At 46.9% G+C, this 16,576-nt stretch carries 14 protein-coding genes; all 14 read left to right on the top strand.

Translation table 11 applies throughout. From position 1 onward, the window contains the following. Window positions 1-408 precede the first annotated feature (408 nt). The 14 genes from NC238_10295 (at window position 409) to murD (ending at window position 16,575) form a co-directional block, all read left to right on the top strand. The gene (locus NC238_10295) at window positions 409-1,188 is read left to right on the top strand and encodes a histidinol-phosphatase HisJ family protein (protein MCM1566319.1); all 780 of its coding nucleotides are present in this window, start codon (window positions 409-411) and stop codon (window positions 1,186-1,188) included. A gap of 347 nt (window positions 1,189-1,535) precedes the next feature. Further along, entirely contained in the window at window positions 1,536-1,706 is a 171-nt protein-coding gene (locus NC238_10290; protein ID MCM1566318.1) for a 4Fe-4S binding protein, read from the top strand. Between the two features lie 166 nt (window positions 1,707-1,872). Continuing rightward, entirely contained in the window at window positions 1,873-2,304 is a 432-nt protein-coding gene (locus NC238_10285; GenBank protein ID MCM1566317.1) for a transcriptional repressor, read from the top strand. 253 nt (window positions 2,305-2,557) lie between these two features. After that, entirely contained in the window at window positions 2,558-4,726 is a 2,169-nt protein-coding gene (locus NC238_10280; protein MCM1566316.1) for a beta-galactosidase, read from the top strand. 95 nt (window positions 4,727-4,821) lie between these two features. Next, window positions 4,822-5,016, top strand: a complete 195-nt coding sequence (locus tag NC238_10275) for a DUF1858 domain-containing protein (protein MCM1566315.1) — start codon at window positions 4,822-4,824, stop codon at window positions 5,014-5,016. A 198-nt stretch (window positions 5,017-5,214) separates the two neighbouring features. Continuing rightward, window positions 5,215-6,474 carry a patatin-like phospholipase family protein gene (locus tag NC238_10270; protein ID MCM1566314.1) on the top strand — a complete coding sequence of 420 codons (1,260 nt, stop codon included), beginning with the start codon at window positions 5,215-5,217 and terminating at the stop codon, window positions 6,472-6,474. Window positions 6,475-6,651: 177 nt separating this feature from the next. After that, window positions 6,652-7,089, top strand: coding sequence for a division/cell wall cluster transcriptional repressor MraZ (gene mraZ / locus NC238_10265; protein ID MCM1566313.1), 438 nt, complete (start codon window positions 6,652-6,654; stop codon window positions 7,087-7,089). A gap of 75 nt (window positions 7,090-7,164) precedes the next feature. Next, window positions 7,165-8,103, top strand: coding sequence for a 16S rRNA (cytosine(1402)-N(4))-methyltransferase RsmH (gene rsmH / locus NC238_10260; protein MCM1566312.1), 939 nt, complete (start codon window positions 7,165-7,167; stop codon window positions 8,101-8,103). A gap of 21 nt (window positions 8,104-8,124) precedes the next feature. Next, on the top strand, window positions 8,125-8,649 hold the full coding sequence (locus NC238_10255) for a septum formation initiator family protein (GenBank protein MCM1566311.1): 525 nt from the start codon (window positions 8,125-8,127) through the stop codon (window positions 8,647-8,649). Between the two features lie 47 nt (window positions 8,650-8,696). After that, window positions 8,697-10,754, top strand: coding sequence for a penicillin-binding transpeptidase domain-containing protein (locus tag NC238_10250; protein MCM1566310.1), 2,058 nt, complete (start codon window positions 8,697-8,699; stop codon window positions 10,752-10,754). Window positions 10,755-10,832: 78 nt separating this feature from the next. After that, complete coding sequence (locus NC238_10245; GenBank protein ID MCM1566309.1) at window positions 10,833-12,311, top strand: UDP-N-acetylmuramoyl-L-alanyl-D-glutamate--2,6-diaminopimelate ligase; 1,479 nt, start codon at window positions 10,833-10,835, stop codon at window positions 12,309-12,311. Further along, window positions 12,301-13,710, top strand: a complete 1,410-nt coding sequence (locus tag NC238_10240; GenBank protein ID MCM1566308.1) for a UDP-N-acetylmuramoyl-tripeptide--D-alanyl-D-alanine ligase — start codon at window positions 12,301-12,303, stop codon at window positions 13,708-13,710. The genes NC238_10245 and NC238_10240 overlap by 11 nt, the downstream gene beginning before the upstream one ends. A 471-nt stretch (window positions 13,711-14,181) precedes the next feature. Further along, window positions 14,182-15,189, top strand: a complete 1,008-nt coding sequence (gene mraY, locus NC238_10235; protein ID MCM1566307.1) for a phospho-N-acetylmuramoyl-pentapeptide-transferase — start codon at window positions 14,182-14,184, stop codon at window positions 15,187-15,189. A gap of 18 nt (window positions 15,190-15,207) precedes the next feature. Then, window positions 15,208-16,575 carry a UDP-N-acetylmuramoyl-L-alanine--D-glutamate ligase gene (gene murD / locus NC238_10230; protein ID MCM1566306.1) on the top strand — a complete coding sequence of 456 codons (1,368 nt, stop codon included), beginning with the start codon at window positions 15,208-15,210 and terminating at the stop codon, window positions 16,573-16,575. Window position 16,576: the final 1 nt, after the last annotated feature.

Below are 16,576 nucleotides of genomic sequence, written 5' to 3'. Positions count from 1 at the left end.
ATAGCATCAGGCCTAAAAAAGTAAAACAGACGGGGACAAGCATCAGCAGCTCCTTCGGCTTTTCAGAATAAGATCACTCGGTTAATTCTATTCGCTTGAACCAGCCGCATGTCTGAATTATATGATTTCTAATATATATATTTCTGTTAAATAACAAAAAAAACTTGCGACCATCTGCCGCAAGTTAAGAAAAGAGAGGAGTGGGGATAAAATTGGAAAACGTGAGACTAATACCATTGTGTCCCGTTTCCTAAGAAACTATGCAAAAGTTTTTTTGCAGGAATTCGGTGCTTTTTATGGAAAATAGATTGCATACAGATGTTTCATATTCCGCCGGATAATCTTTGGATAGGATGAATCATTCGATCTAAGGTTAAAAGAAAAATATAAAAGGTTATGAGGTATGTTATGCTTGATTTACATGTTCATTTGCTCGGGCATCTCGACCGGGAAGTAACAAGAGGAAATATCTGTCTTTTTCTTGACGAGGCTAAAAAGAAGAATTTAGTTCAGATCGGTTTTGCAGATCATGATATGTACTGGAATGACCTAAACCTGGATCTGATCAGGGAAGTCGCCGAAGAGTATCCTGAATTGCAGGTGAGAATAGGTCTTGAGGTCGACTATCGGGAAGAGAATGAAGAGCTGATCCGCAAACGGATCAGTTCATATCCTTTTGACTATACGATCGGTTCTGTCCATGAGATTAACGGATGGTTCTTCGATTATCCCGAGGAAGAAGAAGAACATCTCAGGCGGGATCCTGACAGCTTGTACCTGGAGTACTTCGCGCTGGTGGAAAAAGCAGCTGCCAGCGGAATGTTTCAGATTATCGGGCATTTCGATTTGATCAAACTGTTCAAAATAAGGCCGCAGACAGACGTAAGGATTCTTGCGGCCGGGGCCCTGGAAACGATCAGGAAGCAAGGACTGGCCATCGAAGTCAATACCAACGGACGGTATAAGCCTGTGCAGGAATTTTATCCGGAGCCGAAACTGCTTGAACTGATTCACCAGATGGGCATCCCGATCACCCTGGGTTCAGATGCGCATGAACCAAGTACGGTGGGACGCGATCTTAAAGAGGTTGTCAGGCAGTTAAAGCTATTCGGCGTAAAAGAAATAACCGGGTTTGCGGGGCGAAAACCTCATGCTTTGATGTTTAAAAACAGGTTGATTGGAGAATAATAGAACTAAACAATGGTGACGTTAGTTACGTTCTTTGTTCACAATAACACAAACGGGAGATGGAAATTCAATGATTGAAAGATGCCGTTCCTGCGGACACGAACACGATGATATTTCCAGGGTCATATTTCGCCGCAACCACGTCAGCAACCGGATACTTCCATATTGTTCCTATTGCCTGAGGAGATTATACAAGGTGCCATACAGGCCTTAGTATTTCAAATATTTTAAGGTTTGCATGGCAATCATTTTTCTTTCCGAAAATAGCTTAGCTCAAAAATACACTTGTTTTTTTGTCTGCACTTTGATATAGTTGCTGGTGAGATAGGAAAAGGGGGGTTGGGACTATGGCATACGTTATTACTGACGACTGCACAACATGCGGATCCTGTGTCGACGAATGTGCAGTAGGAGCTATTAGCGAAGGCGACGGCAAATATGTCATCGATGCTGATACCTGCGCAGACTGTGGCGCTTGTGTAGACGCTTGTCCTTCAGGTGCAATTATTGAAGGATAATTAAATACGGTAATAAAGAAAGAGTATCTAAGGATGCTCTTTCTTTTTATTGACGGCATTTGTTCGGTGGGTATATAATACAAATAATTATAATGATTCTAAAAACAAACTAAATTTATATACAAATTCAAAGTTTCTCAACAATTGACGAAAGGAATTGAAAGCCGTGAATGCTGTCGAAATTCTAAAGGGATTAAAGGATAAGGGAATACGCTTTACTCCCCAAAGGCAGGCAATTTTGGAATTTTTATTAGTTACGGATTCCCATCCCACTGCGGAAGAGATTTACAAGCAGGTGAAGACGAAGTTCCCTGGTGTGAGTCTGGGCACGATTTACAACACCCTGAATATGCTCAAGGAACATGGGTTCCTTCTGGAACTTCCTTGTGGGGATATGTCCAGCCGTTTCGATGGTAATCCGGTAAACCATTATCATGTGATGTGTTCGAGCTGTGGCAGGGTTGTCGATTTTCATAGCTCATTGATTGATATGGATGCAATGGTCACTGATAAAACAGGCTTTGATGTACATACCCATAACCTGGTATTTTATGGGGTATGTCCAGGTTGTCAAGATAGCAAAGATAGCAAAGAATAAGGCTCTTGGTCAAATGTTGGGGTGAACTTCTAAACAAGAGAACGCTAAATATGATGCTGGTAATAGTTTCGGACTGTTATCAGCATTTTTGATGTCCATGGATGGATAAATGCCGCGGTCATAACGTCTTTCTGATGGATCTAAGTCTAACTAAGGCTGCCAAAGCTTGGCAGCCAAGTTTTCTAAATTTTTGCAGGTTTTTTTAGGGCTTTGCTCGAAATAAATATGGAAATGCAAGATTTTGCGAGGTTTTATGTTTAAAAGATTTACAGTAATACTTGTTTCAATGTTTATTATTGCTGCTCTCGCAGTATCCATATGCTGGGAAAATACTCGGGGTGTTGAACTATACAGTGATAATCCTGTCACAAAACCGTACAGGATTGCCCAGGATTTAGGCGGAAAATGGAATAGCTATTCAAGCTTAAGGCAGGCTTTGACCTATGAAAATGAGGCAACGGATAACATGATTGATGTTTTGGACCTCAACCAGGCCAAAGATTTGATTATACCTTCGAGTCAGGGGTTCGAGGTTGCCGCTAAAAAATTTTCTGTTGCCGGCAAATGGAGTTACAAGACGGCTCAGCTAACTCTGGAAGGGGTAAGCGGAAAGGTCAGTGTATTCTTAAATGGCATTGATGATGTGAATTTGATCGGTGAAGTTGAAGGAAACGGCGGCGTATATATTTTAAACTTTCCTGCCTCCAGATTTGATTTCAGCAAGGAAAACACGCTGTACCTCAAGACTGAGAAGAACAGCGTTCAGCAGAACAGAATTTTTGGCTGGTTATGGCCGGAACAAGGAAAAATTACCGGTCAGGTACGCCTGGAGGCAGTGTCGGAAACGACCATTGATTTATCAAGCATAGCTGTTACGTATGATTCAGCGAAAAAGCAAGTGAAGGCTCGCGTGAAGATCAAGCATCACGATATGCTGGAGCAAGGACCTTGGGTCTTAAATGGAGCTTTAACTGCTAATCAGCAGAAGCTCGCCGAATGTGTGCTTCCGCTGAGTACCAACGGCAAATTTGAGCAAGACGCGGAGCTGGTTTTTCAGCTGCCGACTGCACATTTCTGGAGTCTGGAAGATCCTTTCTTGTATGAGCTTAAGTTGAATATAACCAATAACCGCGGAGGCTATGACAGTCTTCAGCTCCCGGTCGGAATCCGTCAGCTGGGAACAGCAAACGGGAAATGGAAAATAAACGGTACAGCCTTGGACGTCCGGGGCCAAATCATTTCTCGGGAACAGGATTACACAATTCGAAATCAGCGCCAAATGGAGGCTTTTCTGAAGAATCTTAAATCCGGTGGCTATCATGTGATCTGCTTTATGGGCTTCTTCCCGGATGAGAGCTGGCTGTATGCCGCGGACAAGCTCGGCGTGGGCGTATGGCTGGAAATGCCTGTCGGTTTCACGGCGTCGTCTAAAATACCGGATCCGGCGGTTTTTGAAGATCTTGTTGCCGTTGCGGCAAAGCATCCGTCGGTATTGGCCTGGACAGTTGCCAAAGGCATTGATGATTCCGCGGCTTCCTCAAAATATCTTCAGAAGACCGGGGATATGATTTCCGGCTTTTCGCAGTATCAACTTTCATTTCCGAAAGGTCCGGTCCATTCAAGCGTAACAGAGAATATTTTGATCCTGCCTGAAGGATTGAAGGGCGAATGGGGAAAGCTGACTTATTATTCCGATGGGTCAGCCAACGCAGTGCAACCATCAGATTCCAAATGGAAAGCGGAAAAAGTCGCCGTAATTTTATGGCTGATCTGTCTTGTGTTTTTGAGTGCCCAAAACTTCTTCATGATTAAATGGAAATATCAGGAGCTGTTTAATGATTTACCCAAAAGGTCCGTGCGCAGAGCTTTTTTTTGGTGTTGTCTGTCACTCGTGGCCCGCATGGGAACACTCGGAGCGATTGTTGCTTCTCCGCTTTTTGATTTACCGGCCGATACCATACCGCCCTGGATTTCTTACGACTTCACCTGGCTTAAGGAAGTACAGGATCTCCCGTTCGCACTTGTCTGCATCCTTATCTCCTTCTTTTTGATTGTCTTAAGACTGCTGCAGGTTGGGGTTGCAGCTTCAGCCTTCCCACAAAATCCAGGGACGTTGGGGCTGACATGCTGGATGGAAAGAAAATACGGCTGGATTGTTCTTGTTGGCGTTGCTTTCGTGCTGACAATATACGGCATGCCTTACTATTTCCCGATTGCAACGTATATCCTTCTGTCTGTTATATTCCTGCCTGCCAGGATCAGAGGCTCCTGGAAAGCTGGTGGGAAACACTCACGCCTGCTGATCGTTCCAGCCACAGTCTTTTTTGGCATTCTGATCACGTGTTTATGGCATTACCAGGATTTTTCCTATCTGATTCAAATGGTCTTGCCCAACATCGACTTTTCTTTTCAATTATTTTAATATCTATTTCTAACTAATGGTGGATGAATTTATTTGCTTCTTATAATGAAATATTTTATAATAGCATTGAACTAACTTGTACAGGAGGAAATCGAATGATCACGAAAGATATGGTTATCGGCCAGGTTCTCAGACAATACCCGCAAACTGCAGAAATTTTTGTGGCACTTGGTATGCACTGTCTAGGATGCCCGTCTGCAACAAGGGAGAGTGTTGAAGGCGCTGCGATCACGCATGGCAAAAACCCTGATGATCTGGTGGCAGAGCTTAACAAAGCCGTCGGACAGTAAGGACTCCAAGTACCCCCGATCATTCTCGCAACAACAAGGCCCTGCGGTATATTCCGCAGGGCTTTTTTAGTGTATCATAAAAGTGTAAGCATTTTTGATAGAAGTAAGTGCAGGTGAGGTTGCCGCCAAAGGTTTGGCGCCGATTAAGTTTTCCTTATCCGGTATTAACTTCAGGAGTTTGAGTGAAGGAGTGGAAGGATGTACGGTCTTGTTTTGGAAGGCGGAGGTGCAAAAGGCGCCTATCAGATCGGAGCCTGTAAGGCGATGCGGGAATTGGGCATAAACTACGGGGCAGTGGCCGGTACGTCCATCGGGGCGCTGAATGGAGCGATGATTGTTCAGGGCGAACTGGATAAAGCGTATGAGCTGTGGTATGAGATGTCTCCCTCGAAGGTATTTGATATTGAAGAAGTACGGCTGGAAGAACTTAAAAAGTTGGACATATCTCATGACGGACTGCTTTACTATATGAAAAAGGCCAAGGAAATTGCCTCCAGCAAAGGCCTGGATATCACATTTATCAAAAAACTGCTTCAGGAAATCGTGGATGAAGACAAGCTTAGAGAATCCAAAATGTTGTTCGGATTTACGACGGTTTCCCTGTCGGATATGAAACCCGTGGAATTTTTTCTGGAGGATGTCCCCAAAGGCAAAGTTGTAGAGTATTTACTGGCGAGCTCAAACCTTCCTGCTTTTCAGCAAGAAAAAATTGACGGAAAACACTATCTTGACGGCGGTTTCTATGACAATCTGCCTTTAAACATGCTGGTGAGCAAAGGTTTCAAAGAGATCATTGCTATCAGGACCAACGCGCTGGGCCGTCGCAGAAAGCTTGCGGACAGGGAGGTTCATGTTCAATATATTTCTCCCGCCGAGACGCTTGGCAGTATCCTGGATTTCAGCAATGAACAGGCCAGATATCATCTTAAACTTGGTTATTACGATGTTATAAGGCAGTTCAGGCGTCTGAAAGGCCAAAAGTATTATATCGAACCAACAGGGGATGAGGACTTTTTTATTCGCATGATGCTGTCTCTCGGTGAGAAAAAAATTTTGGCGTTGGGAGAAAAGCTGGGCTTTAAAGGCATTCCTTACAGGAGGATGCTTTATGAATATATTATACCGAAGATTGCTGCTTTGCTCGATATGAAAAAAGAAACAAGTTATGAGGAAATGGTAATTGCCCTTTTGGAATTTATTGCCCTGGAACAGGATATCTATAGGTTTCGAATCTATTCGTTTCAGGATTTTCTGGAATTGGTCAGTACGAATTTACGGGAAGTGAAAACAAAAAACAGCGGGGAAGCATTTGCCCTGCCTGCTTTCGTGAAGCAAAGCGGCGTTCTGCCCAAGATGGTGAAAAATCTGATTCTGCGGGAACTGATTCGTGAGCTTTTCCAAGAACAGAATTTTGCTGCTGCGATCCTGCCGAATAAAAATTCGCAGGACATTACCTAATCATTACGTTTGGATTTTTTTGGTTAGCGGATTAAGGAAAAACATAAAAGATAGGGACTAAATTCCTATTTTTTTTGTTTTCTTTTTTTTGCAGCAGGAATTCTCAAAAAAATAGAGAATATGTGGGGTATAGTGGGTTGAAGTGGTAAATAAGTGGTGCCTGGTGGGGTGAAGATTATGTTCATGGGGGAATTTCTCCATACGATAGACAATAAAGGCCGTCTGATCATACCGGCAAAGTTCAGAGAGCTTCTTGGCAATAAGTCGTTTATTACCAAGGGGATGGAAGACTGTCTTTTTCTTTACCCTGAAAACGGATGGTTTGATTTTGTGGAGAAGCTGAAACAGCTTCCTGTATCGCAAACCAGAGCCCGTGAATTTACCCGCTTGTTCTTTTCCAGCGCTGCCGAGTGCGAATTTGATAAACAGGGGAGGATCTTGGTACCTGCGAATTTACGGGAGCGTGCTTTTTTGGAAAAAGATGTCGTTGTTGTCGGTGTCATGGATAGAATCGAGGTCTGGGATTCCTTGAAATGGAGAGAATACAGCACCAACGCAGCCAAAAATTATGAAGATGATGCTGAATCCCTTGCTGCAATGGGTTTAATGATATAGAGAATACACCATTGTACATAGGCTGAACAAAAAGTGGGTACGCTTGCGATAAAGCAAAGAAAGGAATGGCCCTAAGTGGTTTTTGAACACCAAAGCGTCCTGCTGCAAGAGACAATTGAAATGCTGTTTACAGACCCTGACGGGCTATACGTGGACTGTACGCTGGGGGGAGCCGGACACTCGGCACTGCTGCTCCAGCGGTTGAGTGCTTCGGGCAGGCTGGTATGTTTTGATCAGGATGAAATTGCTGTTGCCAATGCCCGCATGAAGTTTGCCAATGACCCAAGAGTCACTGTTTTTCAAAAGAACTTTGTGGAACTTGAGGATACGATCCGAACGAATAGCTTATTGCCGGCAGCGGGGATCATGTATGATTTAGGGGTTTCGTCGCCCCAACTGGATGAAGCGGAAAGAGGCTTCAGCTATATGCAGGATGCAACGCTCGACATGCGCATGGACCGCAGAAAACCGCTTACTGCCGAAGAAATCGTCAACAGCTGGAGTGTGGAAGACCTGACCGGAATTATCCGGGATTACGGAGAAGAAAAATGGGCGCTGAGGATTGCAAAGTTTATTGGCGAAGCCCGAATTCACGATAGAATCAGAACAACAGGGCAACTTGTTGAAATCATAAAGAATGCGGTCCCTGCTGCAGCCCGCAGAGAAGGACCTCATCCTGCCAAGCGCACTTTTCAGGCTTTAAGGATTGCTGTGAATAAAGAACTTGAGGTACTGGAAGAAACATTGGATCAGGCTCTGCGGTGCCTGCAGGATGGCGGAAGAATAGCCGTCATCACCTTTCATTCTTTGGAAGACAGAATTGTTAAAAACAAATTTCAGTCCTGGATGGGCAAATGTACATGTCCTCCTTCTCTTCCGGTTTGTTGCTGCGGGACAAAACCCCTTGCGAGGCTGGTCAATAAAAAACCGATTGTTCCATCCAGGGAAGAGGAAAATGATAATCCCAGATCGCGGAGCGCCAAGCTTCGTACTGCTGAGAAACTTAAGGTCTAAATAGGGGGGGAGAAGAATACGATGTTAACAGCACAGAGAAAACTACAATTCAATGAATCCTTTGCCTATCAGGAATATGATCAAATCCTTGATAAAGGCAAGCCAAAGGCCAAAAAAGCCGCCCCGTCCAAAAAGACCTCTCAGATGCTGAAGTACCGGGCCATAGCGCTCTTGGTCATGTTGGGGATCATTGGAATGTTCGGTCTGATTGGGGCCAAAACAGTACATATCACCGTGGTCAAAGCTGCGGAAATCAAAGCCCTGCAAAAAGAAATTCAGACCCTGAACGTAGAAAATGATCTGTTGCAGGTTGAAGTCGACAAGCTCAGCTCCGTTTCCAGAATTGAAAAGGTTGCCCTGGCGATGGGTATGGAGAAGCCGGAAGGAACGATCTATATCGCCAGCAGCCTGATCCAGCCTGAGAGTACAGCAGAGGTTGACCAAACTCAGAAGACTGCGGCGGTGCCGGATGAAGGCAAAGCCAATTCTATATTTGAAAATGTATTCAGCATATTTTCTAGTTTTTTTGCTTCAACCCAAAGATAGCGTCGCCTGAGTTTAATCTACCTCTGTTCAAAAGGGGTAGATTTTCTATGGTGCAATACATCAAGACGCGTAAAAGAATTCTCTTGTTATTTGGGCTATGCAGCCTTTTCCTGCTGATTCTGATTATCCGGCTCGCGTTTGTTCAGCTGCGGGACGGCCCTTTCCTAAAAGACCTGGCGGATGCCGAGCATTACCGCGGTGTTCCGGTCGCAGCTAAAAGAGGCAATATTGAAGACTGCAACGGCAATATCCTAGCGATGAGTGTCAGTGCCCAGACGGTCTATGCGATTCCGGCCGAAGTCAGAAAATCCAAGCGGCAGGATGAAATAGCGGCCGGACTTGCCGCTATTCTGGACACGGACCAAGGACAGGTTCTGCAAAAAATTACGAAACGGACTTCCGTCGAGTATGTCAAAAAGAAAGTATCTGCGGAAGTTGCAGCAGAGATCACCAGGAAAAATTTCCCGGGTATCGGTATTATCGAAGACAGTACACGGTTTTATCCGAATGGCTTATTGGCGGCGCATATTTTAGGTTTTACCGGAATTGACAGTCAGGGGCTGGAAGGAATTGAATACTCCAGGGATGAAGAACTTACAGGAACATCCGGCAGCATCCTTACCGAATACGGAGCAAACGGCATAAAAATTCCCGGAGGCCAGCATGAATTTATCCAGCCGGTTCAGGGAAATACAGTCAAACTTACCATTGACAAAAACATCCAGGATTTTGCCGAAAGAGAGCTGGCCAAACTGATGGCTGGCCAAGGTGTCAACATGGAAGGCAAAGTCCCAAAGAGTGCCTCTATTCTTGTTATGGAGCCTTCAACAGGACGAATGCTGGCGATCGCTTCTGCACCCACTTATGATCCGAATAACTACCAAGCGTCCAATGCGTCGACTCGGCGAAATATTGCGATCCAAAATGGCTATGAACCAGGGTCAACCTTTAAGATCATTACACTCGCAGCAGCGATTGAAGAGGGTGACTATAACCCGAAAGAAAGGTTTACAGATCCCGGTTATGCAACAATCTTAAACAAAAAGATCCGTTGTTGGAAAGCTGGCGGACATGGAACCCAAACCATGGTGGAAGTTGTCGAGAACTCCTGCAACCCAGGATTTATTATGCTGGGGCAACGCCTTGGGATGGATAAGTTTTATCAATATCTGACAGCCTTCGGTTTTGGGCAGAAGACAGGGATTGAAATGTCTGGAGAGGCGAAAGGTATCCTGGCCAAAAAGAAGAAGGCAACAGCCTTGGATCTGGCCACGATGTCCATTGGCCAAACCAATAATGTTACCCCTATTCAGCTCCTGACAGCAGTTTCAGCGGTTGCCAACGGAGGTACGCTGCTTGAGCCCCAGTTGGTTCAGGAAATTACGGTGCCGACTGGTAAAGTGCTTGTTCCATTTGCGAAGAAGACGGTGCGGCGGGTCATCAGTGAGGATACGGCCAAGCTGGAGCGTGAAATCTTGGAATCTGTCGTCACCAATGGCACGGGTAGAAGAACCTTCCTTCCTGGTTACCGGGTAGCGGGGAAAACCGGCACAGCCCAGAAAGTCGGCAGCGGTGGCTATATTCAGGGAGAATATGTTGCATCTTTTATCGGATTCGCACCGGCAGATAATCCACGTCTGGCAATCCTGGTCATCATTGATGGTGTCCCGTTCTATGGTGGGGTTGTGGCAGCCCCGGTATTCTCGAGTGTTATGCTTGATTCCCTGAAATATCTTGGTGTCCAGCCTGATCTGAATGCTCCGCTCACTCCGGGAGAACCGCTTTATGGTGTGGAGTTCCCCGCTATCAAAGAAGCCGCCACTGTACCTTCCGTTCTGGGATATACTTCAGCTGAGGCCCAAGCGGCCCTGAAAAAGCAAGGATTTAACGTAAAAGTGAAAGGCAGTGGCGCGGTCGTAGTTGACCAGATCCCGCATGGAGACGCAGAGGTCGAAAAAGGTTCAACGGTGCTGCTTTATTTTGGAACGGAAACAGGCAAAGAAACCTTCGCTCCCTGGCTCGAAGTGAGTGACCCGGATGTGGAAGCGATTGAAAACCTGGGAGAGCGGATCCCGATCAGCCTGAATCCGGACCTGGCCGAATAAAGACGATATGTCATAATCAGGATGGAGTTAGAAAAAAAAGCATGATTGTGGTAAGATAGCTGAGAAGAGGTGTAGCTCGTGTCTAGTTCTGAAAAAACACTGGCGGAAATCATTGACGGTATGAAACAGGTTGAAGTGCTTGGAGATACGCAGACGGTAATTAATGGGATCTCCCATGACTCAAGAACGGTATCTCCGGGCAATCTATATGTATGCATCAGAGGTTATCAGGCGGACGGTCATGCGTTTGCCGAGGCTGCTGTCCAGGCCGGCGCTACAGCGTTAGCCGTGGAGGAGTTCTTGCCGCTAGCCGTACCCCAGCTTAAATTTACGGATACCCGGAAGGCCATGGGTTTTTTAGCGGCTGACGTCTTCGGGAATCCATCCGACCGGCTTGAACTTGTCGGTGTAACCGGGACGAACGGTAAAACCACAGTGACGCACCTGATTGAGCGGATCGTTCAGCAAAGCGGCAAGAAAACTGGTCTGATCGGTACACTTGGCAGCAGAATAGGAAACAATGCGTATCCCGGCCAGCATACCACGCCTGAATCGACGGAAATTCAACTTTTATTAGCTGAAATGGTTGCGGAAAATGTGGATCTCACCGTGATGGAAGTATCCTCGCATGCACTCGATTTGGGAAGAGTCAACGGCTGTGTATTCAATGCCGGGATTTTTACCAATCTGACACAGGATCATTTGGATTACCATAAGGATATGCAGGAATACCTCAAAGCGAAAGCGCTGCTTTTCTCCGGATTGAACGGCGGAAAAGCCGGCCAGCTGGCTGTGCTCAATGCTGACGACGGCTCCTGCATTTTTCTGAAAGAACAGGCAGGTTGCAGGGTAGTCACGTATGGTGTTGATCACGAGGCAGACTACCGAGCTGTGAATATCAGGCTTTCAGACAGAGGTGTTGAATTTGACGTGCTTTTTCACGGGAAAAGGACCGAGCTTTTTTACAGTACCCCTGGTAAATTCAGTGTTTACAATGTTCTAGCCGCAATTGCCTGGGCACTGGAAAGCGGATATCCGACTGAGACTGTGGTGCAAGCGCTTCAAAGTATCAAAGGGGTTCCGGGCAGATTTGAGAGTATTCGCAAAGGCCAGCCTTTTCTGGTTATTGTCGATTATGCCCATACACCGGACGGTCTGGAAAATGTTTTGCGTACGGCCAGAGAAATCACTGGTGGAAAACTGATCACAGTATTTGGCTGCGGCGGTGACAGGGACCGAAAAAAAAGGCCGCTCATGGGAGAAGCCGCGGGCCATTTTAGCGACTACATTGTCGTAACCTCAGATAATCCCCGGACTGAAGACCCTGATGAAATTATTAAAGATATTATTCCGGGGCTTAAATCAGCCAATTACAAGGTGATAAAAGACCGCCGCAGTGCGATCGACGAAGCCTGTATGGCAGCCGGTTCTGGGGACACGGTACTTATCGCCGGCAAAGGGCATGAAGATTATCAGATTCTCGGCACGGAAAAAATACATTTTGATGACCGGGAAGAAGCAGATAAAGTTCTTAGGAGATTGGGTTATGTGGAATAGCGGTATAATTGCCGAAATTCTTGGCGGCAGACTTTACGGTTCGGAGTCGGCTTATTTTAAGGGATGCGTTATTGACAGCAGAGCAGCTTCCGAAGGAGTGCTGTTCACTGCAATCCGGGGAGAAAAGACCGACGGACATCTATTCATCAACAAAGCCTTTGAAGCCGGGGCGTCAATTACGCTGGCAGAAACCCACAGCCTGGGAGAATTTGGACTTCCGGTTATTCCCGCAGGCAAAGCGATCATTGCGGTAAAGGATTCTCTGTGGGCTTTGCAGGCTCTAGCCAGAGCGTGGAGAGAAACGCTTGATCCTGTGGTCATTGGGATTACCGGCAGCTGCGGCAAAACTACGACCAAGGATATGACGGCTGCCGTACTTGCTAAAAGCTTTAAGGTCCATAAGAATCTGGAAAACCATAATAACGAGATTGGGCTGCCGCTGACCATTCTGAATGCACCGGCAGGAACCGAGATCATGGTTCTGGAGATGGGAATGCGCGGACTTGGGCAGATTAGGGACCTTTGCGATATCTGCAGCCCTTCGGTTGCTGTGATCACGAATATCGGGACAACACATTTGGAGTTGTTAGGATCACAGGAGAATATTGCGAAGGCCAAATGGGAACTGGTTGACGCTCTGTCGGAAGGAGGCATAGCCGTGCTGAATGCGGAGGATGCGTTCAGTGTCAGCAAGGCAGCCACTGCTGATGTGAAAAAAGTCTTCTACGGGATTTCCGGTAAAAATGCGTCTCCAGATGTTTATGCTGTCAATATCCGAAGCTCTGGGACGCTAACGACGTGTTTTGAAGTTATATCCGGCGAGCACAGAGCTGAGGTTCGCCTCCCGTTGCCAGGAGAGCACAATGTACTCGATGCACTGGCGGCTTTGAGTGTTGGACTGGCCAAAGGGGTATCCCTGGCTGAAGGAGCCAAAGCACTCGAAGAACTGGAACTGTCCAAAATGAGGCTCGAGATTCAGCAGGGCGTTTTCGGGAGTACGATCATTAATGACGTGTATAATGCGAATCCTACCTCCATGAAAGCTTCACTGCGCGTGCTGGCTGAAAGCGGAGGGGCAAAAACGATCGCGGTGCTTGGCGAAATGTATGAATTGGGAGAATCTGCCGTCCCCGGTCACCGGGATGTCGGCCGGGCTGCAGCGGAGCTGGGAATCAACACGCTGATCACAGTCGGCAAAATGGCTGAAGATATTGCGCAAGGGGCCTCTGAGGCAGGTTTCCCTGTCTCTGGCCTTCATGTTTGCAGCGAATGTGCTGAAGCTGTTTCTCTGGCCAAGATGCTTATCGAGGAGATGGGCAGTGATGTCTGGGTTCTGGTTAAGGGGTCTCGCGGCATGAGGATGGAGCGCGTAAGCGGTGCGCTTTGTCAGGAAGAGTAGACGACGATATTTTTTTGGGTTGGTCTGCGAGCCACAATACCGCTTTTCGGCTCTTGTGCCCTCCGTGGCACAAAGAGCCGCGCTCCGCATCCATGCTCCGCTTAACGCGGAACTGTGGCTCGCAGACTGATTGAAAGATATGAAAGTATTTCTCTTAGGTATTCAATTGCATTGCTTACTCGCTAAAGAAAATAGATAGAAAGCAGCACACCTCTTATTGCAAAGAGCTACAAAGCATCTTGAACTGGCCCCAAATACGTCTATTATCTCCGGTGATCAGTCTGCAAGCCACAGTTCCGCGAAAAGCGGAGCACGGATTGCGGAGCGCGGCATTTGCGCCATGGATGGCGCAATTCGCCGAGGAGCGGTATTGTGGCTTGAAGACCTACCCGATAGAATAATTCTCTCTAAGTTTTGTGTGTATACAACTTCGAATTAAGTGATTAAGGCTAAGAAAGGAACATTTGGGAAGTGACGGAAAAAATCTATTTGGCGGCGGGGGTTGCCTTGCTGGTAAGTCTTCTGGCGGGACCTTTTTTAATACCAGTCCTGCGTACGTTAAAATTTGGTCAAAGTATCCGGGTTGATGGCCCCAAACGGCATCTTGCCAAGGCCGGGACACCGACGATTGGCGGACTTATATTTCTAATTGGAATTACAGCCGGGGTGCTGATGATTGCGGAAAAACCTTATTCACCCGGAATGCTAACCATGCTCCTTGTGACCTTAGGCTTTGGCTTACTTGGCTTTCTGGATGATTTTTTAAAAGTAATCAGGAAGCAAAACCTTGGCTTACGGGCCTGGCAGAAACTGGCCGGTCAAATCCTGCTTGCGGTGATATTGGTCGGAGTTTCCACCCTGTACCTTGGTAGGGGTACAGCGGTAGAACTTCCGTTCACGGCTTTGGAAATAGATTTAGGGATTTTCTATTATCCGCTGGTCATACTTATTGTGGTGTATATGTCCAATGCGGTTAACCTGACAGACGGACTGGACGGACTGGCCGCAGGCTGTACAGTCATTTCGGCTGTCGGCTATGTCGGTATCGCTTATCTGGCTGCGCGGACAGGATTTATTGACGGCATCGATGTTTCTTCCAGCGACCTCGCGGTTTTTGCCGCGGCCATTGCGGGAGGCTGTCTGGGATTCTTAAGGTTTAACATCCACCCGGCCAGGATCTTTATGGGCGACTGTGGATCACTTGCTCTGGGCGGAGCGCTGGCTGCGGTCTCGGTTCTCAGCAAGAGTGAATTTGTTTTGCTAATTCTCGGCGGGGTCTTTGTCCTGGAAGGTCTGTCCGTTGTTCTTCAGGTTGTTTCTTTTCAGACCAGGGGGAAGAGGATATTTCGGATGAGTCCGGTGCACCATCACTTTGAATTGGGCGGCTGGAGCGAAAAAAAGGTTGTACGCGTTTTTTGGCTGGCTGCAGCCATCTTCACGTTGATTGGAGTTAGCGCCTTTTGGTTGATGATCAATTAAGGTTGGAGGGATCGTATTGTGGAATTAGCCGAAAAAAGAGTGCTGGTCGTAGGCGGTGGCAGAAGCGGCCTAGCTGCGGCTCATAAGCTTCAGAGCAAAGCAGCTGAGGTCTTTCTCACCGATATGCAGCCTTTGGCCAAGCTTACAGGTATAGATGAATTGAAACTGGACGCTGCTCATCTTATTTTGGAAAGGGAACCGGATCTAAAGGAGATCAGGCCCGATTTACTGGTTTTATCACCGGGGGTTTCCCCGCTCCTGCCGTTTATCCGGCAGGCCTCAGCGACGGGTATTCCACTCTGGAGCGAGGTAGAGCTTGCTTTGAGGGATTCAAGGGCAGTGATTGCCGGCATAACCGGAAGCAACGGCAAAACGACGACCACGACGCTTGTCGGAGAGCTGGCTAAGGAAACCGGACGTGAGATGGTCGTCGCCGGGAATATTGGGCTTGCTTTATGCGGCCAGGTTGAACATCTTGATCAGAATGGGATTGTTGTTGCAGAGCTTTCGAGCTTTCAGCTGGAACTGATTGATAAGACCAGGGTGAACATTGCGATCTTTTTAAACCTGACACCTGATCATTTAGACCGGCACGGTTCACTGGAGAAATATGCTGCAGCCAAAGCCAGGATCCTTGAAAACCAGACGGAACAAGATTTGGCCATCCTAAACTGGGATGATCCGATTGTTAAAGAATTAGCCGCTAAAGCCAAGGCTCGGGTGGTATTCTTCAGCTTGAAGGAAAATTTGTCAGACGGAATCTGCTTAAACGGAGAGGATATTGTCCTAAAAAAAGATCATAGCGTTGCCGCGACGATCATCGGACGCAGGGAACTGCTGCTGAGGGGTGGCCATAATCTTGAGAACGTGATGGCTGCAGTGGCAGCTGCGCTTGAGTTCGGACTCGATATCTCCAAAATTGCTGACGTACTGCGTCATTTCCAGCCGGTGAAACACCGCCAGGAAATCGTCGGCAGATTTGATGATATTCTGTATATTAATGACTCCAAGGGAACCAATCCTGACTCATCGATCAAAGCCCTTCAGTCCTATGAGGAACCGATCGTGCTGATTGCCGGAGGTAAAAACAAAGGCCTTGATATGACGGAATTCTTGCAGGAAGCACGTATAAGGGTAAAAAGTCTGATTTTAGTGGGGATGGCGGCTCCGGAGCTTGAGGAGATTGCTGTCCGTTTAGGGTTCCCGAACATTATCCGGACGCTTGATTTTAAGGATGCTGTCAATATTGCTATTACCGAGGCAGTGCCGGGTGACGTCGTCTTACTGTCGCCAGCCTGTACAAGTTGGGATATGTTTAAAAGTTATGAAGAAAGAGGGGAATTGTTTAAGGATTTGGTGCGTAAGCATTATAGCGAACCCGAATGAT

It is taken from the genome of Dehalobacter sp. (assembly GCA_023667845.1).
GTDB lineage: Bacteria > Bacillota > Desulfitobacteriia > Desulfitobacteriales > Syntrophobotulaceae > Dehalobacter.
The sequence above is the reverse complement of the archived record's forward strand: the minus strand, read 5'-3'. Positions and strand labels throughout refer to the sequence as shown.